The sequence below is a fragment of the Corynebacterium lemuris genome, assembly GCF_024919295.1.
Lineage (GTDB): Bacteria > Actinomycetota > Actinomycetes > Mycobacteriales > Mycobacteriaceae > Corynebacterium > Corynebacterium lemuris.
Genome location: NZ_JANWTC010000017.1, coordinates 10621 through 36262, shown reverse-complemented (window position 1 = coordinate 36262; position 25642 = coordinate 10621). Strand labels below are relative to the sequence as shown.

At 69.0% G+C, this 25642-nt stretch carries 24 protein-coding genes; 16 read left to right on the top strand and 8 right to left on the bottom strand.

Annotated elements, in window-relative coordinates; all coding sequences use genetic code 11:
* Nucleotides 1–25 precede the first annotated feature (25 nt).
* Nucleotides 26–1162: a DUF2786 domain-containing protein gene (locus tag NYP18_RS14005; protein ID WP_259428815.1), complete on the bottom strand. Its 1137-nt coding sequence runs from the start codon at nucleotides 1160–1162 to the stop codon at nucleotides 26–28.
* 192 nt (nucleotides 1163–1354) lie between these two features.
* Between NYP18_RS14005 and NYP18_RS14000 the strand changes: the two genes are divergently transcribed.
* From NYP18_RS14000 to NYP18_RS13980, 5 genes are all read left to right on the top strand, one after another.
* Entirely contained in the window at nucleotides 1355–2692 is a 1338-nt protein-coding gene (locus NYP18_RS14000; RefSeq protein WP_259428814.1) for a glutamine synthetase family protein, read from the top strand.
* Nucleotides 2693–2719: 27 nt separating this feature from the next.
* Nucleotides 2720–5818, top strand: a complete 3099-nt coding sequence (locus NYP18_RS13995; RefSeq protein ID WP_259428813.1) for a bifunctional [glutamine synthetase] adenylyltransferase/[glutamine synthetase]-adenylyl-L-tyrosine phosphorylase — start codon at nucleotides 2720–2722, stop codon at nucleotides 5816–5818.
* A 122-nt stretch (nucleotides 5819–5940) separates the two neighbouring features.
* On the top strand, nucleotides 5941–6267 hold the full coding sequence (locus tag NYP18_RS13990) for a Cgl2226 family protein (RefSeq protein WP_259428812.1): 327 nt from the start codon (nucleotides 5941–5943) through the stop codon (nucleotides 6265–6267).
* Between the two features lie 59 nt (nucleotides 6268–6326).
* Entirely contained in the window at nucleotides 6327–6515 is a 189-nt protein-coding gene (locus NYP18_RS13985) for a hypothetical protein (RefSeq protein ID WP_259428811.1), read from the top strand.
* A 9-nt stretch (nucleotides 6516–6524) separates the two neighbouring features.
* The gene (locus NYP18_RS13980) at nucleotides 6525–7238 is read left to right on the top strand and encodes an AAA family ATPase (RefSeq protein ID WP_259428810.1); all 714 of its coding nucleotides are present in this window, start codon (nucleotides 6525–6527) and stop codon (nucleotides 7236–7238) included.
* Here the strand turns inward: NYP18_RS13980 and NYP18_RS13975 are convergent.
* From NYP18_RS13975 to NYP18_RS13965, 4 genes are all read right to left on the bottom strand, one after another.
* Nucleotides 7235–7711 carry a hypothetical protein gene (locus NYP18_RS13975; protein WP_259428809.1) on the bottom strand — a complete coding sequence of 159 codons (477 nt, stop codon included), beginning with the start codon at nucleotides 7709–7711 and terminating at the stop codon, nucleotides 7235–7237. The two genes, NYP18_RS13980 and NYP18_RS13975, sit on opposite strands and share 4 nt — an antisense overlap.
* 179 nt (nucleotides 7712–7890) lie before the next feature.
* On the bottom strand, nucleotides 7891–8421 hold the full coding sequence (locus NYP18_RS13970) for an excalibur calcium-binding domain-containing protein (RefSeq protein WP_259428808.1): 531 nt from the start codon (nucleotides 8419–8421) through the stop codon (nucleotides 7891–7893).
* Nucleotides 8422–8490: 69 nt separating this feature from the next.
* A complete protein-coding gene (locus NYP18_RS15565) occupies nucleotides 8491–8580 on the bottom strand; it encodes an excalibur calcium-binding domain-containing protein (RefSeq protein WP_369415258.1) in 90 nt (29 codons plus the stop codon).
* Nucleotides 8543–9907 (bottom strand): MFS transporter, encoded by a 1365-nt coding sequence (locus NYP18_RS13965; RefSeq protein ID WP_259428807.1) that lies wholly within the window; start codon nucleotides 9905–9907, stop codon nucleotides 8543–8545. Before NYP18_RS13965 ends, NYP18_RS15565 begins: the two co-directional genes overlap by 38 nt.
* A 100-nt stretch (nucleotides 9908–10007) precedes the next feature.
* Here NYP18_RS13965 and thrC point away from each other — a divergent pair, with 100 nt between their 5' ends.
* The 6 genes from thrC (at nucleotide 10008) to NYP18_RS13935 (ending at nucleotide 16930) form a co-directional block, all read left to right on the top strand.
* Nucleotides 10008–11450 (top strand): threonine synthase, encoded by a 1443-nt coding sequence (gene thrC / locus NYP18_RS13960; RefSeq protein ID WP_259428806.1) that lies wholly within the window; start codon nucleotides 10008–10010, stop codon nucleotides 11448–11450.
* A 4-nt stretch (nucleotides 11451–11454) separates the two neighbouring features.
* Nucleotides 11455–11604 (top strand): hypothetical protein, encoded by a 150-nt coding sequence (locus NYP18_RS13955; RefSeq protein ID WP_259428805.1) that lies wholly within the window; start codon nucleotides 11455–11457, stop codon nucleotides 11602–11604.
* A complete protein-coding gene (locus tag NYP18_RS13950) occupies nucleotides 11601–12467 on the top strand; it encodes a trypsin-like serine protease (protein WP_259428804.1) in 867 nt (288 codons plus the stop codon). The genes NYP18_RS13955 and NYP18_RS13950 overlap by 4 nt, the downstream gene beginning before the upstream one ends.
* Nucleotides 12468–12479: 12 nt before the next feature.
* Nucleotides 12480–15617 (top strand): exonuclease domain-containing protein, encoded by a 3138-nt coding sequence (locus NYP18_RS13945; protein WP_259428803.1) that lies wholly within the window; start codon nucleotides 12480–12482, stop codon nucleotides 15615–15617.
* Between the two features lie 14 nt (nucleotides 15618–15631).
* Nucleotides 15632–16165, top strand: a complete 534-nt coding sequence (locus NYP18_RS13940) for an NUDIX hydrolase (protein WP_259428802.1) — start codon at nucleotides 15632–15634, stop codon at nucleotides 16163–16165.
* Between the two features lie 288 nt (nucleotides 16166–16453).
* A complete protein-coding gene (locus tag NYP18_RS13935; protein ID WP_259428801.1) occupies nucleotides 16454–16930 on the top strand; it encodes a pyridoxamine 5'-phosphate oxidase family protein in 477 nt (158 codons plus the stop codon).
* A gap of 58 nt (nucleotides 16931–16988) precedes the next feature.
* On the opposite strand, the gene NYP18_RS13930 is transcribed toward NYP18_RS13935, so the two are convergent.
* Genes NYP18_RS13930 through NYP18_RS13920 form a run of 3 tightly spaced genes read right to left on the bottom strand, consistent with a single transcriptional unit; the run spans nucleotide 16989 to nucleotide 18199 of the window.
* Nucleotides 16989–17336, bottom strand: a complete 348-nt coding sequence (locus tag NYP18_RS13930) for a hypothetical protein (protein ID WP_259428800.1) — start codon at nucleotides 17334–17336, stop codon at nucleotides 16989–16991.
* A gap of 55 nt (nucleotides 17337–17391) precedes the next feature.
* Nucleotides 17392–17751 carry a zinc ribbon domain-containing protein YjdM gene (locus tag NYP18_RS13925; RefSeq protein WP_259428799.1) on the bottom strand — a complete coding sequence of 120 codons (360 nt, stop codon included), beginning with the start codon at nucleotides 17749–17751 and terminating at the stop codon, nucleotides 17392–17394.
* A gap of 19 nt (nucleotides 17752–17770) precedes the next feature.
* Entirely contained in the window at nucleotides 17771–18199 is a 429-nt protein-coding gene (locus NYP18_RS13920) for a hypothetical protein (RefSeq protein WP_259428798.1), read from the bottom strand.
* A gap of 91 nt (nucleotides 18200–18290) precedes the next feature.
* On the opposite strand from NYP18_RS13920, the gene NYP18_RS13915 reads away from it, so the two are divergent.
* The 5 genes from NYP18_RS13915 to NYP18_RS13895 are packed head-to-tail and all read left to right on the top strand — an operon-like array spanning nucleotide 18291 to nucleotide 25622.
* Nucleotides 18291–19439: a glycosyltransferase family protein gene (locus NYP18_RS13915; protein WP_259428797.1), complete on the top strand. Its 1149-nt coding sequence runs from the start codon at nucleotides 18291–18293 to the stop codon at nucleotides 19437–19439.
* Nucleotides 19432–20601, top strand: coding sequence for a glycosyltransferase (locus tag NYP18_RS13910; RefSeq protein WP_259428795.1), 1170 nt, complete (start codon nucleotides 19432–19434; stop codon nucleotides 20599–20601). Before NYP18_RS13915 ends, NYP18_RS13910 begins: the two co-directional genes overlap by 8 nt.
* 14 nt (nucleotides 20602–20615) lie before the next feature.
* The gene (locus NYP18_RS13905; protein ID WP_259428794.1) at nucleotides 20616–21743 is read left to right on the top strand and encodes a glycosyltransferase family 4 protein; all 1128 of its coding nucleotides are present in this window, start codon (nucleotides 20616–20618) and stop codon (nucleotides 21741–21743) included.
* Between the two features lie 8 nt (nucleotides 21744–21751).
* Nucleotides 21752–23593 (top strand): ABC transporter ATP-binding protein, encoded by a 1842-nt coding sequence (locus tag NYP18_RS13900; RefSeq protein WP_259428793.1) that lies wholly within the window; start codon nucleotides 21752–21754, stop codon nucleotides 23591–23593.
* Complete coding sequence (locus NYP18_RS13895; protein WP_259428792.1) at nucleotides 23580–25622, top strand: phosphotransferase; 2043 nt, start codon at nucleotides 23580–23582, stop codon at nucleotides 25620–25622. Before NYP18_RS13900 ends, NYP18_RS13895 begins: the two co-directional genes overlap by 14 nt.
* Nucleotides 25623–25642 lie beyond the last annotated feature (20 nt).

The window sequence follows — 25642 nt, the reverse complement described above, 5'->3', positions numbered from 1 at the left end:
CTGCGCTGGGTCTGGTATCTCCAATCTACCGGTGTGACTGCGCCCGTGACGGGTTTGTTCCGTCACCTGCAGCACTATCCTCCACGCCCGGGGCATCCGGGCCCAGATGTGCGCGTTCGGCCGCCCGGACACCGTCGACGGCACCTCGGGCGTGGTGGCCGTGCCGGAAGGACATGCTGCGGGTGTGGCGGAAGAGCTGGTCGGTGGCCTCGCGGGCGGCGTCCGCGCGGGAGGCCAGGACGGGTAGGATGTCGCGTTGCTCGGTCGGGGTGACGGGGGTGTCGGCGGCGGCGTCGAGAAGCAGGTCGCCGATGCGTACGGCGTAGCTGTAGAGGAAGGAACGCCGGTAGGCGGAGGTCTGGCCGGTGCGGGTGGCCTCGTGCGCGCCGGGGGAGGTGCGCATGAAGTAGTCGCGCTGGTGGTTGAGGCTGGCGAAGAGTTCGGCGGTGTGGCGGACATCGTCCGGGTGGCCGATGAGGCTGGCGATGTCCACCGAGCGCTCCAGCACGGTGCGGCAGGAATTGGCGTGGGCGACCCGGCCGAGGAGGAGGAACTGCTGGCGCACCCACGGGGCGCGCAGCCGCATCCGCACGCTGACCACCTCACCGGGGCCGGGGTCCTCCAGGTCGAGGTGGTCGATGCGGTAACGCTGGCGCAGTTGCTGGGCCTTGGCCACCAGGGTCTCGGCCTCGGCGGCGAAGGTGGTGGATTCGGCCTTCTTCAGCAGCCCGGTGATCCGCTGCTGGGCGCGGCGCTGCTCGGCGCTCAAGTCCCCGGCCTCGAGGTCGCGGTCGTGGAGGAGGTGCAGGTCGGTGAGCAGGTCGGTGTCCTGGAAGCCCGGCAGGGCGGAGAGCCTCCCGCTGATGGTCTCCAGTTCGCTGATGGTGGCCTCTCCGCTGCGGGGCCCGTGGATCTGGCGCAGCCAGGCGGCGCGGACGGTCGTGGGGGCGAATTCCTCCACCTCCGGCAGGGCGGCGTGCAGGAAGAGGTCGGCGGCGGAGCCGATGAGGTGGCGGATGTCGTCGGGTGTCCAACCGGCGCGGGCGGCCGCAACGAGCCGGGTGGTGATGGTGCATTCGAGTTGCTCGCGGAAGACCTGCTCCGGATCGCCCGCGTGAGCGGCGGTGTGGTCGTTGAAGGTGGGATGGATGATGGCGGTCATGGTGACGGCTCCGTTCGTTTCAGGGGTTCGTTCCGGGGAAAGCCTGTTCGATCTCCCCGTGTGCTGACAGTGCACCACGCCATCCCGACACAGCCACCCCCGCCCATCTGTGCGAGCCCCGGCGAACAGCGGCGATACGCAGCGGAAAGCACCCCCACCCGCCATCCGGAACACCCAATTAGAGTTGGACCCATGAATCGCCAACAGGAATTCGTGCTGCGCGCCGTCGAGGAACGGGACATCCGCTTCATCCGGCTGTGGTTCACCGACATGCTCGGGTACCTCAAGTCCGTCATGATGAGCCCCTCGGAACTTGAGGGCGCCTTCGAGGAGGGCGTGGGCTTCGACGGTTCCTCCATCGAGGGGCTCTCCCGGATCTCCGAGTCCGACACCATCGCGCTACCGGATCCCTCCACCTTCCAGGTCCTGCCCTTTGACACGGACAACCCGGAGCTGCAGACGGCGCGGATGTTCTGCGACATCACCATGCCCGACGGCCAACCCTCCTGGTCGGATCCGCGGCAGATCCTGCGCCGCCAGGTGCAGCTGGCCGCCGACGACGGCTTCACCTGCATGATCTCCCCGGAGGTGGAGTTCTACCTGTTCAGACAGGGCACAGGCGGCGGACCCATCGAACCGACGGACAACGGCGGTTACTTCGACCAGGCCTCGCACAACATTGCGCCACGCTTTCGCAGAGAAGCAATGACCGCGCTGGATGCGATGGGCATCGTCACAGAGTTCTCCCACCACGAGACCGCGCCGGGCCAGCAGGAGATCGACCTGCGCCACGCCGACGCGCTGACGATGGCGGACAACATCATGACCTTCCGCTACCTGATCAAGCAGGTCGCGGCGGCCAATGACGTGCGCGCCACGTTCATGCCCAAACCCTTCACCGAGCACGCCGGTTCCGCGATGCACTCGCACATTTCGCTGTTCGAGGGCGACACCAACGCCTTCCACGACCCGGACGACGAGATCTCCCTGTCCACGACCGCGAAGCACTTCATCGCCGGCATCCTCCACCGCGCCCCGGAGATCTCCGCGGTGACCAACCAGTGGCCCAACTCCTATAAACGCATCGTCTTCGGCAACGAGGCCCCCACCGCCGCCACCTGGGGCGTGTCCAACCGTTCCGCCCTGGTGCGCGTGCCCACCTACCGGCTGTCCAAGGCGGAATCGCGGCGGGTGGAGGTCCGTTCCCTGGACTCGGCCTGCAACCCCTACCTGGCATTTTCCGTCCTGCTCGGCGCCGGCCTGGAGGGCATCCGCGAGGAACGCGAGCTCAAGGAACCCGCGGAGGACGACATCTCGCGGCTGACCCGGCGCGAGCGGATGGCCATGGGTTATAAGGATCTGCCGCCGTCGCTGGACCAGGCGCTGCGGATCCTGGAGAAATCTGATTTCGTGGCCGATATCCTGGGCGAGCACGTCTACGAGTATTTCCTGCGGTCCAAGTGGAGCGAGTGGCACAGCTACCAGGAGCAGATCACGCCCTGGGAGCTGCGTTCCAACCTGGACTACTAGCACCCGCCTGAGGAGCCTGAACACCCCATGACCCTGCCTCTTGGCCGCACCCCTGTCCCGTCCCCGGCCGTTCTCAGTCTCACCGGTCCGCGTGCCGCGGAGGACCTGGCCTGGTTGGGCTGGGACAACCCGGAATCCGTGGACCTGCTGTGGGCGTTGAGCGGATCCGGGGATGCGGATCTGGCGCTGAACACCCTCATCCGCGTCATGACGGCGCTGGAGGATGACCGTAGTGAGCTCGACCGCGCCCTGCGTGACGACGCCGCCTTCCGCACCCGTCTCTTCGCCCTGCTCGGCGGCTCCACCGCCCTGGGTGACCACCTCGCGGCCAACCCGCACCTGTGGACCGAGCTGCGCGGCGGGCTGCCCACACGCGAGGAACTCATGCAGACGATGCTGGGCTGCATCGATGCGGTGCCCGCCGACTTCGAGATCGAGGACGCCGCCGCGGACCTCCCCGCAGACACCGCCACCGCCGACCTGGGCACACCGGGCACCTACCGGGCGCGGCTGACCGGCCCGGAGGCGGCGACCACCCTGAAGCTGACCTACCGCACCCTGATCATGCGGATCGCCGCCCACGACCTGGCCGGCACCTTCGTCGCCCGCCGCGGGGAATCCGCCGAGCAGCCGGTGCTCGAGTTCAGCGCCGTGACCGGGCTGCTCACCGCGCTTGCCGACGCCGCCCTCACCGCCGCCCTCGCGCTCGCCGTGGCGGGTGTCTACGGGGAGGAACGGGGTGTGGATACGCGGCTGGCGATCATGGCGATGGGTAAATGCGGGGCGGGGGAGCTCAACTACATCTCCGATGTGGACGTCATCTTCATCGCTGAGCCGCCCACCCCGAAGGCCACGCGCCTGGCGGGGGAGTTCATGCGCATCGGTTCGAAGGCCTTCTTCGACGTTGACGCGAATCTGCGCCCGGAGGGCAAATCCGGGGCACTGGTACGCACCCTGGACAGCCACATCGCCTACTACAAACGTTGGGCGGAGACCTGGGAGTTCCAGGCCCTGCTCAAGGCCCGGCCCATGACCGGGGACATGGCACTCGGCCACGACTACCTGGCGGCGCTGGCACCGATGGTGTGGGCGGCCTCGCAACGCGAGTCCTTCGTCGATGATGTGCAGGCCATGCGCCGCCGCGTGCTGGAGAACGTGCCCGAGGCCATGCGCGAACGCGAACTCAAACTCGGCGTCGGCGGGCTGCGGGACGTGGAGTTCGCCGTGCAGCTGCTCCAGCTGGTCCACGGCCGCGGCGATGAGTCGCTGCGCGTACTGGCCACGGTCGATGCGCTGGCGGCACTGGTCCACGGCGGTTACATCGGGCGGGAGGACGGCCACCAGCTCATCGAGGCCTATGAATTCCTCCGCCTGCTGGAACACCGCCTGCAGCTGCACCGGCTGCGGCGCACGCACACGATGCCCGCGGACGATGACGCCCGCAACCTCGCCTGGTTGGCGCGCACCGCCGGTTTCTCCGCCTCAGGGAAGAAATCCGCCGTCGAGGCCCTCCAGCGCCAGCTGCGGCGTATCCGCCTGCTCATCGCCGACCTGCATTCGCGGCTGTTCTACCGCCCGTTGCTGCACACCGTGGTCAACCTCTCCGTCGCGGAGATCGCCCTGTCCCCGGAGGCCGCGAAACTCCAGCTCGCGGCCCTGGGCTACCGCCACCCGACGCGTGCCTTCGAGCACCTCACCGCCCTGGCCGCCGGCGGGACGCGCAAATCCAAGCTCCAGGCCATGCTCCTGCCCACGCTGATGACCTGGCTGGCGGAGACCGCGGACCCGGACGCCGGGCTGCTCAACTACCGCAAACTCTCCGACGCCGCCTATGACCGCGTGTGGTTCCTGCGCCTGCTGCGTGACGAGGGCGTGGTCGGCCAGCGCCTGATGCGGATCCTCGGCACCTCGCCGTTCACCTCCGACCTGATCATCTCCTCACCCGACTTCGTCAAACAGCTCGGCGACGGCGCCGTCGGGCCGCGGGTGCTGGACCCGGCACCCGACCAGGTGAACAAGGCCCTGGTGGCCTCCTCCAAACGCCACGCCGACCCCGACCGGGCCGTCACCGTGGCCCGCTCCCTGCGCCGGGTGGAACTGGCGCGTATCGCCTCCGCCGACCTGCTGGACTTCATGCCCGTCGACCGGGTCTGCATGGAACTCTCACTGGTGTGGGACGCGGTACTGCAGGCCAGCCTGCTGGCCGAGGTCCGCTGGAGCCTGGAACAAAACGACCTCGACGAACCCCCGGCACGCATCGCCATCATTGGCATGGGCCGCCTCGGGGGCGCGGAACTCGGCTACGGTTCGGACGCCGACGTCATGTTCGTCTGCGAACCCGCCGAAGGTGTGGCGGACAACGAGGCCGTGAAGTGGGCCATCGGCATCGTCGACGGCATGCGCACCCGCCTGGCCAAACCCTCCGGCGACCCGCCGCTGGAGGTCGACCTCGGCCTGCGCCCCGAGGGCCGCTCCGGGGCCGTGGTGCGCACCCTCGACTCCTACGCGCGCTACTACCGCGAATGGGGCGAGGTCTGGGAGATCCAGGCCCTGCTGCGCGCCACCGTCGTCGCCGGCGATGAGGAACTGGGCACCCGCTTCCTGCGGATGATCGACAAGTTCCGCTACCCGGAGCAGGGGGCCTCGGAAAGCGAGATCCGCGAGATCCGCCGCATGAAGGCGCGTATCGACGACGAACGCCTGCCCTACGGCGCCGACCGCAACACCCACACCAAACTCGGCCGCGGGGCGCTCACCGACATCGAGTGGACCGTCCAGCTGCTGACCATGATGCACGCCCACGACTACCCGGGACTGCACAACACCTCCACCCTGGAGATCCTCGACGTCCTCGAACAGGAGGAGATCATCCCCGTCCCGGACGTGCGCATCCTGCGCGAGGCATGGCTGTTCGCCACCAACGCCCGCAACGCCCTCGTGCTGGTCAAGGGCAGACGCAGCGACCAGCTCCCCGGCCCCGGACCGGCGCTGGCGCAGGTCGCCGGTGCCGCCGGCTGGAACCCGGAGGACTACCAGGGCTACCTCGAGCGCTACCTGCGCCTGACCCGCAAGGCGCGCCGGGTGGTCGACGAGGTCTTCTGGGGTGAGAACACCATGGCCCCCTGAGCCGGGCCCGGGCAGGGTCAGGTGGGGTCAGGTGCGTCCCCTAAGGGTGGTGACACCGGCAGGGGCCGAGGCCTACTGTGGGCCTTGAACCACCCGGACACCTACCCCGAGGAGCCGACACCATGGCTGTTTCCCTGTCCATCGACCTCTCCGACGCCAGCTTCGCCGACCTGCGTGCGCTTGTCGACGCCGCCCGCACCGCCGGCGTCGCCGACGGCGTCACCCTCGAACTCGAGGACACCACCCTCATCGTCACCGTCGACAACACCGCCGAACGCGTCGAGGTCGTCGACGCACCACGTGAGGAGCGCACCCGCCCCGAGCCCCCGCGCGGCCCCTTCAGCACCGGCAACTGGGGTGCGCACAGCGGCCCCATCGGTGACGCCGCGATCCGCAGCGTCATCGACATCCTCACCGGCCGCCAGGAGCCGCCGCGCCGCAACGAGTGATAGTGGCCTGCCAGGCTGCTGCCACGGCATGGTCAGTTCCGCCCCCTAACCTCGCGGGCATGAACACCACACGAATCCGCCAGCTCATCGCCACCACCGCCCTCGCCGCTCTACCGCTGTTCAGCGGGGTGGCGGTGACCCATTCCCTGGACCACTCCATCAACGAGGTCCGCGGGCTGGCCCCCGACAGGGTCGACCCGCCGGGGGTCGCCCTCGGGGCGCAGCTCGCCGCGGAGACAGGGGATTAAACTTGGCTCATGTTCATTAAATCGGTAGGGCTGGAACCGATCAGGGACGACACCTACGTCCGTGATCTGCCCGTGGTGCGCCACCTGGCGAAGCACGGACGCCTCCGCCTGACCGCACCCGTCACCCTGCTGGTCGGTGACAACGGCGCCGGGAAATCCACCCTCGTCGAGGCCATCGCCGTCGCCGCGGGTTTCGACGCCGCCGGCGGCCCACTGCGCGCCCCGGAATTCCGCGGGCAGGGCCACCGCACCGAATCCACCCTGTCCCGGTGGTTGACCCTGCGGGGGAAGAACATCCCCCCGCGGGGTTATTTTCTGCGCGCCGAGACCCACTACGACACCGTGACCATCATGGACACCCTGCCCGCCACCGGGCGGCGACGCCACGAGATGTCCCACGGCGAATCCGTCCTGTCCGTCCTGGGGGAGCAGATGGGCGGCGCCGGCCTCTACGTCTTCGACGAACCCGAATCAGGGCTGTCAGTGATCCGCCAGATGGCGCTGGTCGCCGAGATCGACCAGGCGGTGCTCCGCGGCGGGCAGTTCATCATCGCCACCCACTCACCGATCATGATGGCCATCCCGAACGCCGGGATCATCCAGATCACCGAGGACGGCATCTCCGAGACCGTCTTCGAGGAGGCCGAGGCAGTGCTGGCCATGCGGGAATTCCTCGACGACCCCAAAGAGACGATCCGCTACATCCTCGGGCGGAATTACTAGTTCCCCGTGTTCTCGGTGACGGTGTCCCGGTAGGCACCCCCGGTACCGGTGGTGTCCTCCGGCTGCACCCAGATCGCGGTGAGGAAGAGCAGGAAGCAGACTGCGCCGATGATCGGCCACCAGCGGTTGACCGGTTTCGGAGGATCCGGCAGGCCCATGCCCGCCACGACGTCTGGATCAGTGGGGCCCAGCAGGGTGGAGTAGTACTCGTGCTGCTGGAGTTTCTCGTCGAATTCCGCCGCGACTTTCCGGTCCCGTTTCTCCTGCAGGAACCACCACGCACCCGGCAGGAGGAGGATGAGGGAGGCGATCAGGTTGAAGGCGATCTGCCGGCCTGATTCCGCCTCGACGGAGGCCACCCACATCGCCAGGCCGGCGACGATGGCCACGATGGCGAAGATCTTCTTCCGGTCGCGGTTGCGCGGCGTGGCGGGCCGGGGCGGGAACGGGGATCCGGGATAAGGCTGCTGCATGGCATCTCACCTGACGTCCGATGGGGCGGGCCTACCGCCGAGAATACCCCAGGGTGCATTCAGGCAGCGGGCTGCGGGAGTCCACCCTTACCCGGGATAACAGGGTGCAGAAAATGCCGATGCCGCCATGCGGGGGCATGGCGGCAGACTCAGAATCGGCTTCTGGGGACGATCGGAGTCTATTCGCAGGCGATGCCGTCGTTGTCGCGGTCCAGGTGGCGGGCATAACCCGGCTGGTTCCGGTACAGCGGGGCCTTACCAGCGGCGCGGACTGCGGCGCAGTTCTTGTAGTAGGGCGCCGTGTTCACCGGGGCCGGGGCGGGAGCCTTAGCCTTAGCCTTCGCCGGAGCGGGAGCAGGAGCGGGCGCGGGTGCCGGGGCTGCAGCCGGGGCCGGGGCTGGCGGTGCCGGCGGGTTCGGGATAATACCCGGCAGCGGGTTGGCGATCAGACGCTCCTGGACTGCCCAGTAGACGCCACCGGCAATGAGACCGGTCACCGCGATGATGCCGACAACAAGGGCGATGCCGTCGGTGTCATCCTCGCCCTTGGACTCGTCCCTGGGGGAGTCGCCGGAGGAACCGGAGGACAGCTCCGGGGAGGCGCTGTCCTCGAGGACGGCGACGGCATCCTGCTCAGTGGCGTGGACCGGCTGAACAGCGCCGGTTGTCAGGGCGAAGGCGGCCACAAGACCGATGATGGTTTTACGCATTCCCAGAACTTAACCGTTGCCTGTCAGTTTTCTGGAAATCGTCTGAGTTTCCGGGGGTAGTAAAAGGGGTTACTTGCAGGCGATGCCGTCGTTGTCGCGGTCCAGGTCGTCCCGCAGGGAGCTATTCGCAGTCCGTCTCATCCACCACCCGGGCGACACCGTCCCCGGCCTGCCGACGGGCCCTGCGGCGGCGCTGGACCAGGATTCGGAAGGTGACCAGGCCGGTCATGCCGATGGCCCACGCCACGATGGCCGCGATCCAGGCGAAGCGGAAGTCCGTCCAGGTGTAGGCCTGCCCGTGGGAGGAGTAGTCGAGCATGATGCCGATGGCCTGGGCGGCGATCATGCCGGCGAAGAAACCACCCATGTTGGCCAGGCCGGTGGCGGTGGCGACGATGCGGCGGTCCAGTTCCTCCCGGATGTCATCGAAACCGAAGTTCGAGGAGGGGGTGAAGAAGGCCATGATGATGTTGACGATGATCAGCGCCGTCATGCCGCGTGGTTCGGTGGGCAGGAAGAAGATGATCCAGGTGACGCCGATGATGCCGGCGAACAGCGTGGACGCCAGGATGCGGTTCTTGCCCAGGCGTGCGGAGATCGGTCCCAGGATGGGCCCGGCGACGATCGAGGTGAGGACGTTGATGGTCAGCACCACCCCGATCGCGGAGGTCGGCAACCCCATGCCCAGGGTGATCATCGGGGCGTTCCACAGCAGGGTGAACAGGATCTGCAGGAGCATCGCGGCGTAGTGGTTGAAGAAGCCCTGCCAGCACAGCGGGTCGCGCAGCACCATCAGCAGCAGCCGGCCGACGGGTATCTTCTCCGCCGGTTCCTTCTTCTCCGGGACGTGGTCAGGGTCCTTGTTCTGCTTCGACGCCTCCCAGGACTCAGGTGTGTCGGCGACGGCCACGGCCGCCGCGATGGCCACCAGCACGCCGACGGCGCCCAGGCTGATGAAGGCGGTGGTCCAACCCGGGCCCTGCAGCAGGGCGAGGAAGGGGACGGCGGACAGGAACTGCCCGGCCTGGCCGAAGGCGGCCGTGAGCTGGGTGAACAGCGGGGTCTTTTTCAGTGGGAACCAGTAGGGCAGGATCCGCATGACGGACAGGAAGGCGGTGGCGTCACCGCCGCCGATGAGCACGCGGGCGGCGATGGCCACCCAGTAGGACTCGGTGAAGCCGAGCAGCACCTGGCCGGCGGCCATGATCAGCGCGCCGATCATGAGGAGTCTGCGGGGCCCGAAGCGGTCGATGAGCATGCCCACGGGGATCTGCGAGCCGGCGTAGACGCCGAGCTGCACGGCGGTGAACACGGCGATGCGGGAGGCGTCGACGTCGAAGCGGTCGATCGCGTCGACTGAGGCGACACCGAAAGAGGTGCGCCCGGTGATGGCGATCACGTACACCAGTACCGCGGTGGTCCAGACGATGAGCGCCTTGCGCGTCACCTGTTCGCGGGGGTGTGGATTCAGCAACGACGTGGTCATACGAAGTACCTTAGACCCGGCTGTGCAGGCTTGTTGCCCACTGACGCCAATTCCGCCGCTGATGCCCGATCACCCGGTGGGGCCACGTATGGTTGTCTGCGTGGAATACATTTCGACGCGCGACTCCTCCCGTACCCCCGCCAAGTTCACCGACATCCTCCTCGGTGGTCTGGCCCCGGACGGCGGGCTCTACCTGCCCGCCGAGTACCCGCAGCTCAGCGATGAGCAGCTGACACAGTGGCGGAACCTCCTGGCGGAGCAGGGCTACGCCGCCCTGGCCGCCGAGGTGCTCAAGCTCTTCGTCGACGATATCCCGGCAGCGGACCTCGAGGCGATCGCGGCCCGTGCCTACACCACGCGGAAGTTCGCCCACGAGGAGATCGTTCCCCTCACTGAACTGGAGGACGGCCTGTGGATCGGGCACCTCTCCGAGGGGCCGACCGCCGCCTTCAAGGACATGGCGATGCAGCTGCTCGGCGAGCTCTTCGAGTACGAGCTGGCCCGCCGCGGTGAGACCCTCAACATCCTGGGTGCGACCTCCGGCGACACCGGCTCCTCGGCGGAATACGCCATGCGCGGCCGCAAGGGTATCCGTGTCTTCATGCTCACCCCGGCCGGGCGGATGACCCCGTTCCAGCAGGCGCAGATGTTCGGTCTCGATGACCCCAACATCTTCAACATTGCGCTTGACGGTGTCTTCGATGACTGCCAGGACGTGGTCAAGGCCGTCTCCGCGGACGCGGACTTCAAGCGGGACAACCGCATCGGCGCGGTCAACTCCATCAACTGGGCGCGCCTGATGGCCCAGGTCGTCTACTACGTCTCCTCCTGGCTCAAGCTCACCGACAGCAACGACCAGAAGGTCTCCTTCTCCGTGCCCACCGGCAACTTCGGTGACATCTGCGCCGGCCACATCGCCCGCCAGATGGGCCTGCCCATCGACCGCCTCATCGTGGCCACCAACGAGAACGACGTCCTCGACGAGTTCTTCCGCACCGGCAGCTACCGGCCGCGCCCGGCGGAGGAGACCCTGGCCACCTCCTCGCCCTCGATGGACATCTCACGCGCCTCCAACTTCGAGCGTTTCGTCTTCGACCTGCTCGGCCGTGACGCGGAGCGCACCGCCCAGTTCTTCGGCATCGACGTCCGCGCCGACGGTTTCTCGCTGGCCGAGGACGACACCTTCCCGGAGGCGGCAGCAACCTACGGCTTCGCCTCGGGGCGTTCCACCCACGAGGACCGGGTGGCCACCATCCGCGACACCTTTGAGCGCCTCGGCGTCATGCTCGACCCGCACACCGCCGACGGCGTCAAGGTCGCCCGTGACTGGCGCGGACAGGTCGACACCCCGATTGTCTGCCTCGAGACGGCCCTGCCGGTGAAATTCGCGGAGACCATCAAGGAGGCCACCGGGCAGGAGCCGGAGACCCCGGAGCGTTTCGCCGACGTCCTCGACGCCGAGCGCCACGTCACCGACCTGCCCAACGACGCGGAGACCGTCAAGAAGTTCATCACCGATTCCATCCGCACCACGGAGGTGTAGCACCATGGCCAGGCACTACAAGGCCCGACAGGAGTACTTCGAGGAATTCGACCCCGAGCGCCTCGCCGAGCAGATCAAGGCCCAGGCAGCTGAAGCAGCCGCGAAGGCGGAGCAGGCGGACGACGCCGGGGAAGACGGCGCAGACCAGCAGTGAACATCCGCCTCTGGGCGGGCCTGGCCGCGGTGACCACCGCGTCCGTCGGCACGCTCATCGCATGGTCGGTCGCCGAACAGGAGCGCAACCCCACCCCACTCGCCGAGATCGTCGCCGCCGCACCTGAACAGGTGCCGGCGCAGTTCCGCGCGCCCACGTCCAGCCCCTGGGCGCCGGGTACCGGGGTGACCATCACCAAGGCGGTGCCCGTGCCGGGGGAGACCATCGAGGTCGGACAGTGCACCGTCGCCTACAGCTTCACCGCCGGTGAACAGGCCTACGCCGTCACCGCCTCCCACTGCGGCGTGCCCGGCGATAAGGTGTGGGCCACCGTCGACGGGGTCGAGGCCGACTTCACCGCACCCGTGGGCAGCTTCATCTACTCCGATCTCTACGACGACGCCAGCAGCCGCCTGGATGTCGGGGTCATCGAGATCACCGACCCCTGGTCGCCGATGCCCGCCCCGGAACCGGGGGCCGCGACAGTCATCGCGGAGCTGGTCGGTGACCTGCCCGAGGTGATCTGCAAATTCGGGCAGACCACCGGCGAGACCTGCGGTGAGCCCATCAACCAGACCGGTGTGGAGATCCTCGCCGACCACAAGGGTGTGGAACTGCGCGCCGTCGCCGCCACCGCCCAGGTCTGCGCCCGCGCCGGTGATTCCGGCGGACCGGTCTACGCCGACCTCGACGGCCGCCGCGTCATCATCGGGCTCGTCTCCGGCACCCGCGACTCCGACCGCAACCTGCCCTGCGCCGACCCCGGCGCCGGGCCCATGACGATGTCCTACACCTCCATGCCGGCCATCCAGACCGTCCTCGACCGCGTCATCCCCGACGCCGAGTACCTGCCCAGCTCCTAGAGAAAGACCTCCATGCCGCCTGTGCCACACCCCGTCGCCGTCATCGACCTGGAGACCACCGGCTTCGGACCGGCCGACCGGGTCCTGGAGATCGGCCTGGTCCTCCTCGACCGCGAACTGCAGCAGGAGGGCACCTGGCAGACGCTGGTGCAACCGGAACGCGGCTTCGACAACTCGCACATCCACGGCGTCACCGCCACTGACCTCGTGCGCGCCCCGCGGTTCTCCGGGATCGCCGCCGAACTCGCCGAGCTTATCGACGGCCGCCTCATCATCGCCCACAACGCCCCCTTCGACACCCGCTTCCTGGCCGCCGAATACGCCCGCCTGGATGTGGACCTGCCGGAGGCCGGCGCCTGGTCCTCGTGCACCCAGCAGCTCTCCCGCGGCCTGCTGCCCGGCGCCCCGGGCCGGCTCGCCGACTGTCTGGCCTGCACCGGTCTGGATAACGCACGCCCGCACGCCGCACTCGCCGACGCCCAGGCCACCGCCGGGCTCTACCGCGAGCTGGTGCTGAAGTTCGGTGCCACCCAGGAGGGGCTGGCCCCGTTGGCCTGGCCCGTGCCCGTCGACCTGCCCCGGGAGCCGGTCCGCGTGCGCGACCGCGTCGAATCCGACCACTGGCTGGAACGGGTCGCAGAGGGCGTGCCCGCCACCGGTGTCGCCGAGGTCGACGGCTACCGCCAGCTGCTGCGCGGCGCCCTGCTGGACGGCAACCTCTCGGTCTCCGAGATCGAGCAGCTGGTCGCCGCTGCCGAGCAGTGGGGCCTGGGCCAGGACGAACTGCGTGAGATCCACCTCGACTACCTGCGCCAGCTGGCCGTGGCCGCCTGGGCCGACGGGGTGGTCACCGGCGCCGACCGCGCGCGCCTCCACGACATCGCAGTGCAGCTGGCCGTCAACGCGGACGCCGTCGACGAGCTGCTGGCCGAACCCGTCTACGGCGAGGCCGAGGACGTCGGCCTGCGCCCCGGCGACCGCGTGAGCTTCACCGGTGCCCTGACCCTGGGCCGGGACACCTGGGAGCGCCGGGCCCGCGCGGCGGGTCTCGATGTCGGTGGGGTCACCCGCACCTGCGCGTTGCTGGTCACCGCCGAGCCGGACACCATGAGCGGCAAGGCCCGCAAGGCCCGCGACTACGGCGTGCCCATCGTCGACGAGACCACCTTCGCCCGCATGCTGCGCGACCTCGTGCCCCCGGAGACGGTGGAGGAGGCCCCGGCGGTGTCCTATGCGGGCATCTTCCCCTGGCTGACCACCCTCGGGGTGGAACCTGCCGGCGCGGATGACATCGCCCACGCCTGGCTGCAGCGCCACCGGCACGTGCCCATGCATGAACTCTCCCCGCGCCTCGACCCCGCCGAGGTGCCTGACTCCCTCCCGCGCACCGGTGCCGTCATGGCCCGCTGGCTCAACCTCTGGCCGCGCCCGCTAGAGGCCTCCGCCACCCAACTGTCGGAGGTCCCCGGCTTCGGCCGCCTCCGCCTGCACCGCACGCTGGTGGCCGTCATCCACTCGGCCATCGACGCCCCGGAAACGGTCGACTACCTCGCCGTGGAGACCGAGGACATCTACCTCGACGACAACCCCCGCCCCCACGCGGAGACCGTCGCGGAATGGCTGGCCCTGCTCGGTCAGCTGCCGGTCCTGCCGCATGCGGAGGTGCCGCCGGCGGTGGCGCACGCCCTGGACACGTTGGCTGCGGACCCCTACTGGTCCGACCCTGCCGCGGCCGTGGTGGGCCGCGCCCGCGCTGTGCTGTCGGGCCGCATCGGCTCAGACCCGCGTGACGCGGAGATCTTTCACGGCCGCATCCTCGGCACCGGGACACTCGAGGAGATCGGCGCCCGCCACGGTGTGACCCGCGAACGCATCCGCCAGCTGGAGACCGGACTCAAACGCCGCCTGGTCGAACCCGACGACACCCTCCACCTGCTTCTCGACGCCCTCGGCCGCCGCTACAGCCCCCTCGCCCCGGCAGCGGACCTGGTCCGTGACCTGCCGGCCCTGGCCGACGATTCCTTCCCGCTGCTGGATGCCCTGGCCTGGCTTGCCGACGACTGGGAGATCACCGACGGCTGGTTCCAGCGCACCGGCTTCGACGCCGACCTCTCCCAGGCCCTGGCTGATTTCGCCGATGATTTCGGCGTCGTCCCCCTCCCGGCCCTGGCCGAACACCTCGGAGTGGACGCGACCGTGCTGGGGGCGCGGCTGGCTTCCACGGCCACCATCCACGACGGGCACATCCTCACCCGCGACCGCTCCGCCCAGGACCGCGCCGCCGCGCTGCTCGCCATCGAAGGAGAGCCCTTGAACAGCCAGGACATCATCGACAGGCTCGGGGAGGCCAACCCCCGGACCCTGAGCAACGCCATGGGCGCCGACGACCGCATCATCCGCACCGGCCGCGACCGCTGGGCCCTGCGCGACTGGGGCCTGGAGGAATACTCCGGCCTGGCCGAATGGATCGGCCGGCGCGTCGAGGCCGGCCCTGTACGTGTCCAGCACCTCATCGAGGAAGCCGTCCTCACCCTCGGCGTCTCCGCATCCAGCGTGCGCACCTACGCCGCCTCCGCCGACTTCCAGACCGTCGACGGCATGGTCAGCCGCGTCGACGAGATCCAGGAACCCGATACCGACCCCCGGGAAACCCCGGGCCTGTACCGTATCGACGGCTCCCTGGTCCTGCTCACCACCGTCACCGCCGACCACCTCCGCGGTTCCGGCTCCGGCCTGCCACGCGGGGTCGCCGCCGCCCTCGAGGTACCCATGCTCGGCAAACGCGTGCTGAACAGCCCGCTCGGCGAGCAGACCATCGGCCAGTCCCGCACCGGTGCCACCATCAGCACCATCCGCCGCTTCCTCGAGGCCGCCGGCATCGGTGAAGGGGAACGCATCTGGCTCACCTTCACCGAGGAGGGCGGCTTCGACATCCAGCACGCGAGCCCGCGCCGGACGGGGTTGACCGGGCTCGCCGAGATCCTCAACGCCACCGGCCTGGACACCTGGCTCAACCCGGCGGAGACCGATGTCCTGCCGCGTATCAACCAGGCTGTCGGACTGGATGCCGGTGCACCGCGCCGGCGCACCGTCTCCCGGTTCCGGTACCGCCGCCAGGACGACATCGCCGACCTCATCGCTGACCTCTAGAAAGGACCCTCCCCGTGGCCATCCCTGATTTCATCCTCCGCCTGCGCGAGAAGATCGGCACCGACGAACTCTGGCTGCCCGCTGTCACCGCCGTGGTCATCCGCGACGTGCCCCCGGGCGCCCCGATCTGGGCCGTGCCCGAGGTACTGCTGGTCAAACGTGCCGACAACGGCGAGTGGACCCCTGTCTGCGGCATCAGCGACCCCGGTGAGGAACCCCACGTCACCGCCGTGCGCGAGGCCCGCGAGGAGACCACCCTGGAGACCCGCGTCGAGGCACTCCTCGGTGTCGGAGCCGTCGGCCCGGTCACCTACGACAACGGTGATGTCACTCGCTACATGGACACCAGCATGCGCCTGAGCGTGGTCGGCGACGACACCCCGGCCGTGGGTGATGACGAATCCGTCGACGTCAGTTGGTTCTCCATCGCCCAGCTGCCGCCCATCAACCCGCGTTTCCGGATGGTCATCTCCGATGCCGTCGCCCAGATGAAGCACCCCGGTGGCTTCCGCCCGCGGATGGGCTACACCAAGCGCGGCCAGGCCTGAGGCCGTCTGAAAGCTCACCGCCGTCCTGGGCCGAACCGGGCCGGGTTGCGCAACGGTTGACGTCATATCTTTGATCGACCAGCGATAATGCGCGCCGGGAGTGATTTTCCGGTCAGATATTGCGCAGGCCCCGGACGGCCCCGGACGGTCCCGGACGGCCCGCGATGCCACCGGACGCCGGAACCGCTGGTCAGCCCAGTGGCGTGGCACACAGACGCACAGATACATACGCTGGGGCGCACACGACGCGGCATCCCGTCGCGAACTCTCACACAGGAGGTACACGCCATGTCCGATGAGATCACGAAGGAAGACGTCGTCGCCAAGCTGCGGGACGCGAACTGGGTCATGATGACCACCACCGGTGCCGACGGCAAGCTGGTGTCCCACCCGATGGTTCCCCAGCAGGTCACCGATGATGCAGACGTCTGGTTCTTCATCTCCCTGCGTGGAGGCCAGGCCGATGCGCTCAAGCACAGCCCGCAGGTCAACCTGGCCGTCTCCGAGGCCGGCACCTGGCTGTCGGTGGCCGCCGAGGTTGAGTTCGTCAATGACCGCGCCAAGGTTGATGAGCTGTGGAACAAGGACGTCGAGGGCTGGTTTGAAAGCAAGGACGATCCCGCCCTCGGCCTGATCCGCGCGGATTCCGAGTCCGCCCAGTACTGGGGACTGCCGGGCGGGAAGATGTCGGCGCTGGCGCGCATCGTCAAGTCGAAGGTCACCGGCGACACCACCGGCGGTGACTCGGAGACTATGGAACTTTAAGGCGTGAAAAAGCCGGGACCCGATCACGGGTCCCGGCTTTCGGGGTTCTACCTGCGGATCACCAGAAGACGGCGACGGCGATGTTGATCAGGGAGAGGCCACCGACGGCATGGGCCAGGCCCTTGGAGACCGGCTCGTCGCGGGCCACCTTGCGGCGGCCGATGACGGCGGCGACCAGCACACCGATGAGGATGACCAGCTTGATGCCGATCTTCATGTGGTTGACGGTGCCGTCACCCATCTCGGCCAGGCCGACGAGCAGCAGGCCGGTGACCAACTGGACCCAGGCACCGATGTGCTGCCACTGCAGCACGGTGGGGTTGCGGAAGGTGGCGAGCCAGCCACCGACGAGGGCTGCGGCGCCCACGATGTGCAGGAACACGAATAGGGTATAGAGGAAGTCCATACCCTCATGCTAACTTCCCCCTGCTGAAGTGGCTAAACGAAGGATCTATGCGGGGTTAGATCTTCTTGACGATGCTCGACTTCAGCTTCATCTGCCCGAAGCCGTCGACGCGGGCGTCGATGTCGTGGCCGTCGACGGCGTCGACAAGCCGGATGTTGCGCACGGTGGTGCCGGCCTTGATGGGCTGGCTCGCACCCTTGACCTTGAGGGTCTTGACGATGGTCACTGAATCGCCGTCGGCAAGCACGTTGCCGACGGAATCCTTGATAGCCGGGGCCTCCGCGCCAGTCTCATCCTCAACCGGGGCGGAGGGGTTCCACTCGTGGCCGCACTCGGGGCAGACCAGCAGGGGATCCATCTCGTAGGTGTACTCGCTGCCGCACTCGGGGCAGGGCGGGAAATTCTCTTCGCTCATGCCGCCTATTATGTCAGGCTTATCGGGCATAACGGTATCTGTGCGCCCCACCGTGCAGGCAGTCGTGCAGTTGCTCAGGTGTGGACACCATGCAGCACTCTCCGGGATCCTCGAAATAATCCTCCGGATCGAGCACACCTGCGCAGATGATCGCCGTCGGTGGGCCGGGCTCGACCCCGATGAGCAGACGTGCGGTGACGGCGGCATCGAAAAGCAGGTGGCACTGCTCCGGGTTGGCGCTGATGTTGTGGACCTGGAGATAAGGCGTGTGCGCGCCCTCACCCAGCCAGGCGGATTCGATGGCGGTGGCCTCGCCGCCGATGACCGGCACCTGCACCGCATCCGTGCCCAGGCCATGGTTTTCCAGCAGCTCACGCAGCCGACGCACCGCGGCCACATCCGGGCCCTCCGCGGAGGCGAGCACCAGCCAGTGGCGCGGATCCAACATGAAGAAGTCCTCATTCCGGTTTCACGAACGACTCATAAACGATTCCTAAACTCCTGTTTAACACGTTGAACTGATTCGAGGACGGCTGATTATGACACTGACGGTGGCGATGTACTCCCACGACTCCGTGGGGCTCGGGCACACCCGGCGCAACCGGGCGATCGCCTTCGCGCTGGCCCAGGCCCTGCCGGAACCGGTGCAGGGCATCCTCATCGCCGGCCACCGCCACGCCACCTCCTTTGATCTCCCCGACGGCTGGGACTGGTTGGTCCTGCCTGGTTTCGCGCGCACCAGCGACGGCTACGGTGCCCGCCACCTGGACATGGGCCCGCAGGAACTCGCCGACATCCGGTCCCGCACCATCACCGCCACCCTCGAGGCGATGCGGCCGGACCTGTTCATCGTCGACCGCCACCCCTTCGGCGTGCGCGGGGAGCTGCTGCCCGCCCTGCAGATGCTGCGCGAGACCCCCTGCCGCACGGTGCTGGGTCTGCGTGAGGTCCTGGACACCCCCTCCGTGGTCGCCCGGGAATGGCAGGCCGTCGGCGGGGGAGCACGCGTGGCCGGATACTACGACGCCACCTGGATCTACGGCGACCAGCAGGTCCACGACCCCGTCGCCAGTGGCGAGGTGCCGGCCGAGCTTGCCAGCACGGCCGTGTTCACCGGCTACCTCGCCCCGCGCCCGACCTGCACCACCGTGCCCGCCGCCCTGCCGGAGAAGCCCTGCTTCCTCACCACGGTCGGCGGCGGTTCCGACGGCGGCCGGCTGGCCCTGGCCGCGGCGGAGGCCACCGTCCCACCCGGGCACCGCCACCTCATCGTCGCCGGCCCCCAGATGCCGGATGCGCATGTCGAGCGCCTCAACCGGGCCGCCAATACAGTGACCACCACTGTCGTACGTTTCCTGCCCGGACTCACCGAGTTGATCGGGCACACCGAAGGAGTGATCTGCATGGGCGGCTACAACTCAATCACGGAGGTGCTCGCCACCGACACCCCGGCACTCGTCGTGCCGCGGGATGCCCGGCGCGCGGAGCAGAAGATCCGGGCGCGGGCGGTGGAGCGGGCCGGGGGGATCGACGTGATCTCCCCGCATGAGGTGACCTCGGCGGATCTGTCGGCCTGGATGCACGAGGCGGTGCATCGCCGTGTCTGCCGCGGACACATCAATCTCGATGGTCTGGCCACGGTCGGTGCGCTGGCCGGCGAGCTCCTGGAGGTCAAGCAGCATGCCTGAGGATAAGTCCGTCATCGGTTATGTGCTCAAGATGTACCCGCGGTTCTCGGAGACCTTCATCGTCTCTGAGATCCTGGCGCGGGAGGCCCGTGGTGAGCAGGTGGTCATCTTCTCCCTGCGTCCGTGCACCGATGCCCGTTTCCATCCGGAGCTGGCGCGCGTGCAGGCCCCGGTCATCCACGTCCCGCGTCCGGGCAGCGCCTCCCGCCTGTGGGAGATGCTCACCCCGGAGGCCGGGCCGCACCTGGAGGAGCTGTTGCGCCACCGTCATGATGACGCCGCGCAGGCCGTGCAGGTGGCGCAGCTTGCCGTTGAGCACGGGGTGAGCCACCTGCACGCGCATTTCGCCACTCTGGCCAGCACGGTCGCGCGTCTGGCGGGACGGATCTCCGGGTTGCCGTGGTCGATGACCACCCACGCCAAGGACATCTTCCACGAATCGGTGGTGGAGGAGGACCTGCGCGAGAAGTTCGCCGACGCCCACCACGCGATCACCATCAGCCGCTACAACCTGGACAATCTCTGCTCACGTTTCCCGGAATCCGCGGAGCGCATCAGGCTGGTCTACAACGGCCTGGAGCTGGCGCGGTTCCCCTTCCAGCCGGAACGCGCACCGGAGCTCACGCTGTTGGGCGTCGGCCGCCTCGTGGAGAAGAAGGGCTTTTCCCTCCTTGTCGACGCCGTCCGCATCCTCCGCGCCCGCAGGCTCAACGTCACCGCCGAGATCGCCGGGGACGGACCGCTGCGGGAGGAACTGCAGGCCCAGATCAACACCGCCGGGCTCCGGGACGCCGTCACCCTGCTCGGCCCGCTCACCCAGGCCGAGGTCGCCGAACTGCTGGGCACCCGCCGCCTTTTCGTCGCGCCTTTCGTCGTCGGTTCCGACGGCAATGCCGACGGCCTGCCCACCGTCCTGCTCGAGGCCATGGCCCGCGGCATCCCGTGCGTGGCAGGCGATGTCACCGCCGTCGGCGAGGTGATCATCACCGGGCGCACGGGCTGGCTGGTGCCCACCGGGGATGCCGGCAGGCTCGCCGAGGCCATTGAGGATGCCCTGCACACCGACACCGCCGAACTGGTCGCCACTGCCCGCCGCCTGGTCGAGGAGAATTTCGACTCCCGTCACCAGGCTGCCGCGCTCGCGCACCTGCAGAACCACTGAAGGAGAACCCCCGCATGAACATCGCCTACATCCTCGCCGACCCCGGCATCGGGGTCTTCGGATCCAAGGGTGCCAGCGTGCACGTCCAGGAGATGATCCGGGCGCTGCGCCACCACGGCCACACCGTCACCGTCTTCTGTGTACGCCGCGGGGAGAAGGACGGCACCGAGCTGATCCCCGAGGATCTTCTCGATCTCGAGGTCATCGACGTCCCCCGCCCACGCGGCCGGGGAGCGGAGCGCGAGCAGGCGCTGCGCGGGGTCTCCGACGACCTGGTCGCGGCGGTACAGGCGCGCGAATTCGATCTGGTCTACGAGCGTTATGCCCTGTTCTCCGATGCCGGCGTGCGCATCGGTCTGCCGCTGATCCTGGAGGTCAATGCCCCGCTCATCGAGGAGCAGGCCATACACCGCTCGCTCACGGATGTCGCCACCGCGCACCGCCTGAGCGTCGCCATGTTCGAGGCCGCCGAGCTGGTCTCCTGTGTCTCCGGACCCGTCGCCGACTGGGTCCACGGACTGACCCCGCAGGCACGCACCGCGGTCATCCCCAACGGCGTGAACACCGCCCGCTTCCTCCCGGCTGAACCGGGCGCGGGCGAGCTGACCGTCGGTTTCGTGGGCACCCTCAAGCCCTGGCACGGCACCGGGATTCTTCTGGACGCCGTCGCCCGGGCCACCCACCCCTGGCGCCTGGAATTCTGCGGCACCGGCCCCGAACAGGAGGCACTCGAGCTCCAGGCCGCGCAGCTGGGCATCGCCCACCGCGTGCGCTTCCACGGCGCCGTCGCCCCGGCGGATGTCCCGCAGGTGCTCGCCGGCTGGGACGCGGCGTGCGCGCCCTACCCGCAGGCTGACGGCCACTACTTCTCCCCCCTGAAGGTCTACGAGTACATGGCCGCGGGCCTGCCGGTCATCGCCTCCGCGGTCGGGGAGCTGCCCGCACTGCTGTGCGGGCGCGGTCTGCTCGTCGAGCCCGGCGACACCGGCCAGCTCAGCCGGGCACTCGACCGCCTGGCCGCAGAACCTGCCCTGCGCGCAGAGCTGGGGGCGGCGGCCAGCGGGCACGTCGACAAGCACCACACCTGGAACCAGCGCTGCGGCGACCTGCTCGCCCAGCTGCCGGTGACCGTCAGGAGCTGACCATCCCCATGACCAAGAAGAACAAGGACTCCCTCAACGCGACCGCGCTGAAACGCACCCTGAAACTGGTGCTGCCGTATGTGGGCGAGCACCGCCTGCTCATCATCGTCGGTCTGCTGGCCCTGGCCGGTGATGTGATCTTCCGGGTGCTGGAACCCTGGCCCGTCAAGGTCGCCGTGGATGCGGTCACGCAGTCCCTCGGCGCGGAATTCGCCGGAGCCACCGGCATGGCGGAGAACATCACCACCACGCTGGTCTTCTGGTCCGTGGCCCTCGCGGTCATCGTCGCGGGGCGGGCGGGCTGCAACTACATCTCGACGATCGCCTTCGCCAAGACCGGCGTCAAGGTGGTCACCCGCCTGCGCACCCGCGTCTTCGACCATCTGCAGTCCCTGTCGCTGAAATACCACTCCACCGCCTCGGTGGGCGACACCTCCCAGCGCCTCGTCGGCGACATGGGCCGCCTCCAGGAGGTGGCCATCACCGCCGGCCTGCCCCTGGTGGGCAACGTCGCCACCGTCATCGTGCTCTTCGGCGTGGTCATGTGGCTCAACCCGGTGCTGTCCCTGGTGGTGCTGTGCACCGGTGCGGCCTACCTGGTCATCTCGCACTTCGCCACCCCTGCCATCACCTCGGCCTCACGTTCCACACGCAAGGGGGAGGGGCGCCTGGTCGGCGATGCCGCCGAGGCCCTGGGTGCGATCCGCGTCGTCCAGGCCTACGGACTGCAGGACGTGGTGGCCACCGGTTTCGCCGCCGGCAACCAGAAGGCCCTCAAGGCCGGCATCCGGGCCCGGCGCCTGGCCGCCCGCCTGGAACGCTCCACCGACCTCATCGTCGGCCTGGCCACCGCCGTGGTGCTGGGCTTCGGCGGCTGGCAGGTGCTGCGCGGGCACATGACCCCCGGGGACATCGTCCTGTTCATGATGTACCTGAAAACCGCCATGAAACCCCTGCGCGACATGGCCAAATACACCGGCCGCATCGCACGTGCCTCCGCCTCCGGCGAGCGCATCGCCGACCTCATGGACGTGCCCGTCGCCATCGCCGACCCGCCGGAGCCCAAACCCATGACCGATGTCCGCGGGCACGTCTTCCTGCAGAACATCTCCGCCCGCGACGGTCACGGCCGCCCGCTGTTCCGCGACCTCAACCTGCACATCCCCGCGGGCCAACGCGTCGGTCTGCTCGGCCCCTCCGGAGCCGGCAAATCCACCCTGGCCAGCTACCTGCTGCGTCTGGCCGATGTCGATGAGGGCACCGTGCGCATTGAGTTCTACGACACCCGCGAAGTGGCACTCGAGGAGCTGCGCGCCAAGGTGTCGATCCTCCTGCAGGAATCGGTGCTGTTCACCACCACCGTGCGCGAGAACATCCGCTACGGCCGCCTCGACGCGACCGACGAGGAGGTCGAGGCCGCGGCCCGCGCCGCGGGGGCGCATGAGTTCATCATGGCTCTGCCCGACGGTTACGACACCGAACTCGGTGCGCGCGGCGACACCCTCTCCGGTGGCCAACGCCAGCGCATCGCCATCGCGCGCGCCATGGTCCGCAACTCACCGGTGATCATCCTCGACGAACCGACCACCGGCCTGGACCCCGCCGCCCGCGCACTGGTCCAGGAGTCCCTGGAGACCCTCACCCATGGCCGCACCACCCTGGCCATCACCCACGACCTCGCCATGATCCGCGGCCTGGACCGCCTGCTGTGGCTGGAGGACGGCCGCATCGTCGAGGACGGCCACCCCGACGAGCTGCTGGCCACCCCCGGCAGCCGCATCGCCCACTGGGCACGCGCCCAGGAGGCCGCCGAACGTACCGCCCAGGAGCACCGCCTTGAACCTGCCTGAACACCTGCTCGTCCATAACGGGCTTCTCGACGCCACCTTCCTCACCGGTCTGCTCGGCCGCCGCGTGGAGATCGTCCACCTGCGCATCAAACCCGGCCACAACGTGCTCGTGGCCTGGCAGGATGTGGACACCCGCGAGCACGGTTGGACTGAAGCGACCGTGGACCCCGATAAATTCGCCAACGCGCTGCGCCGCGCCGAGCGGGTGGGTCATCCCCTCACCGTGCACCAGCAGGGTGAGGTGATGGTCTTCTCCGGGGCGGTGGCCGCCGACCGGAAACTTGCCCGGCCACTGCGTGATCTCCCGGGCTCCGGCTGGCAGGTGCTGCGCTACAACCCCCAGCGCCGCCTGGTCGCCGTCACCGGGGACGGCCTGGTCGTGCGCGTGCACGCCACCTCCGCGGAACACCTCGGTGCCATCAGCACCCGCTGGCAGGGTTACGGCGTGCCCGCGATCAGCATGTTCGGCCACGGGCACGTCGCCGTCAGCCCCTGGTGGGGCATCGCCGACCTGGCGGCCCGCCCCTCCGTGGCCGGGACCCGCGCCGCCGGGGCGGCAGTGGCGAAACTGCACGCCGCAGGTCAACCGGAGAGCCTGCCCGAGGTCCCGGTGAGCGTATCGACGTCCGTGGCCGCCGTCGCCGAATCCGCCCCCCGCTTCGCCGGGCGGGTGGGCAGGCTCGGCGAGCGCCTGGCGGTGCTGCTGCCCGAGCTGAGCCGGCGCGAACCGGCCACCGAGCTGCACGGGGACCTCTCCCCGGACCAGGTGCTGGTCGACGAGGCCGGTCAGATCCGCCTCATCGACTTCGACCGCGCCGGGGCCGGGCCAGCCTCCCGCGACCTGGGCAGTTTCCGCGCCGCCTGCCGCAGGGCCCGCCGGAGCCAGCAGGCGGAGGAATTCCTCCGCGGCTACCGGCAGGCCGGTGGGGTGGTCGACCCGGTGCACGTCGCCGTATGGGAGGCCTACGCCCACCTCAGCTCGGCACTCAATGCCCTGCGCCATGGTCGGGACGACTGGGAACAGCAGCTGGCGGACACCCTGGACCTGGCCGAGGCCGCCCTCGAGCTGGCTCCACCGGCGCAGGTGGAACTGGCCGGGCAGAACTGGACCGTCAACCGGGCCTGGCCGGACAGCGGGCACGGACTGGCCGTGGAGCTGAAGAACCCGGCCACCGGGCAACTGCGCGCCGCCAGCTGGTCGATGGGGGAACTCACCGCCCAGGCCCCGGGCACCGACCCGAAACTGGCCATCCCGGAAGGGGAGATCGTCTCCCACCGGCTGCGCAAACGTGCGGTGATCCGCTCGACCGACGGGCAGAGTTACACCAAGATCGTGCGCGCCGGGAAGGCCGCCGCGATCCTTGAGGGCACCCGCCGGGCGGAGGCCTTCCGGGCCGGCTTCCGGATGCCGGAGATCCTCGCTTCGACGGCGGACACCGTCACCCTGGCGGCCCTGGAAGGGCGCAGCCTGCACCGACCTGAGTTGTTCAGCGAGGAGGAATGGCACCGGGCCTGGGCCGAGGTGAGCGCCGGACTGCAGGCCACCTGGGCAACCGGGGCAGGGGAGGGGCCGGTGCATGCGGCCGCCACTGAATGCGAGGTTCTGCGGGGCTGGGCCGAGAAGGCACTGGCATTCGTCAATGAGCCCGGCGATCTGCTCGCCGCCACGGAGCGGGCCTGCGCTGGACTGATGGCCCTGCCGGAGCCGGAGCTGGTGGCCTGCCACCGCGACCTGCACAGCAAACAGCTGCTCTGGTCACCGGAGGCCGGCCCCGGGCTGCTCGACGTCGACACCGCCTGCCGGGCAGACCCGGCCCTCGATGTGGGCAACCTGCGGGCGCATGCGCTCTGGCGTCAGCGGCAGGGGGTGTGGAACGCAGAACAGACCCGGGCCGTGCTCCAGGAGCTGGACCGGGTGGGCGTCGATGAGCAGGCCCTCGAGGCCTACCAGTACGCCACCACCGTGAGACTGGTGTGCGTCTACGCCTTCCGCCCGAAATACCGTGCCCGGGCGATGGAGCTGCTCTGAGGAAGCGCCTCCGGCACGGT

Bases quoted from the DNA above. Each gene is read 5' to 3' on its own strand.
- NYP18_RS13990 (WP_259428812.1), top strand. From the start codon at position 5,941: ATGGCTGTTTCCCTGTCCATCGACCTCTCCGACGCCAGCTTCGCCGAC.
- NYP18_RS13900 (WP_259428793.1), top strand. From the start codon at position 21,752: ATGACCAAGAAGAACAAGGACTCCCTCAACGCGACCGCGCTGAAACGC.
- NYP18_RS13920 (WP_259428798.1), bottom strand. From the start codon at position 18,199: ATGTTGGATCCGCGCCACTGGCTGGTGCTCGCCTCCGCGGAGGGCCCG.
- NYP18_RS13995 (WP_259428813.1), top strand. From the start codon at position 2,720: ATGACCCTGCCTCTTGGCCGCACCCCTGTCCCGTCCCCGGCCGTTCTC.
- NYP18_RS13965 (WP_259428807.1), bottom strand. From the start codon at position 9,907: ATGACCACGTCGTTGCTGAATCCACACCCCCGCGAACAGGTGACGCGC.
- NYP18_RS13955 (WP_259428805.1), top strand. From the start codon at position 11,455: ATGGCCAGGCACTACAAGGCCCGACAGGAGTACTTCGAGGAATTCGAC.
- NYP18_RS13970 (WP_259428808.1), bottom strand. From the start codon at position 8,421: ATGCGTAAAACCATCATCGGTCTTGTGGCCGCCTTCGCCCTGACAACC.
- NYP18_RS13980 (WP_259428810.1), top strand. From the start codon at position 6,525: ATGTTCATTAAATCGGTAGGGCTGGAACCGATCAGGGACGACACCTAC.
- NYP18_RS13935 (WP_259428801.1), top strand. From the start codon at position 16,454: ATGTCCGATGAGATCACGAAGGAAGACGTCGTCGCCAAGCTGCGGGAC.
- NYP18_RS13905 (WP_259428794.1), top strand. From the start codon at position 20,616: ATGAACATCGCCTACATCCTCGCCGACCCCGGCATCGGGGTCTTCGGA.
- NYP18_RS13945 (WP_259428803.1), top strand. From the start codon at position 12,480: ATGCCGCCTGTGCCACACCCCGTCGCCGTCATCGACCTGGAGACCACC.
- NYP18_RS14005 (WP_259428815.1), bottom strand. From the start codon at position 1,162: ATGACCGCCATCATCCATCCCACCTTCAACGACCACACCGCCGCTCAC.
- NYP18_RS13930 (WP_259428800.1), bottom strand. From the start codon at position 17,336: ATGGACTTCCTCTATACCCTATTCGTGTTCCTGCACATCGTGGGCGCC.
- NYP18_RS13925 (WP_259428799.1), bottom strand. From the start codon at position 17,751: ATGAGCGAAGAGAATTTCCCGCCCTGCCCCGAGTGCGGCAGCGAGTAC.
- NYP18_RS13915 (WP_259428797.1), top strand. From the start codon at position 18,291: ATGACACTGACGGTGGCGATGTACTCCCACGACTCCGTGGGGCTCGGG.
- NYP18_RS13975 (WP_259428809.1), bottom strand. From the start codon at position 7,711: ATGCAGCAGCCTTATCCCGGATCCCCGTTCCCGCCCCGGCCCGCCACG.
- NYP18_RS13910 (WP_259428795.1), top strand. From the start codon at position 19,432: ATGCCTGAGGATAAGTCCGTCATCGGTTATGTGCTCAAGATGTACCCG.
- NYP18_RS14000 (WP_259428814.1), top strand. From the start codon at position 1,355: ATGAATCGCCAACAGGAATTCGTGCTGCGCGCCGTCGAGGAACGGGAC.
- NYP18_RS13985 (WP_259428811.1), top strand. From the start codon at position 6,327: ATGAACACCACACGAATCCGCCAGCTCATCGCCACCACCGCCCTCGCC.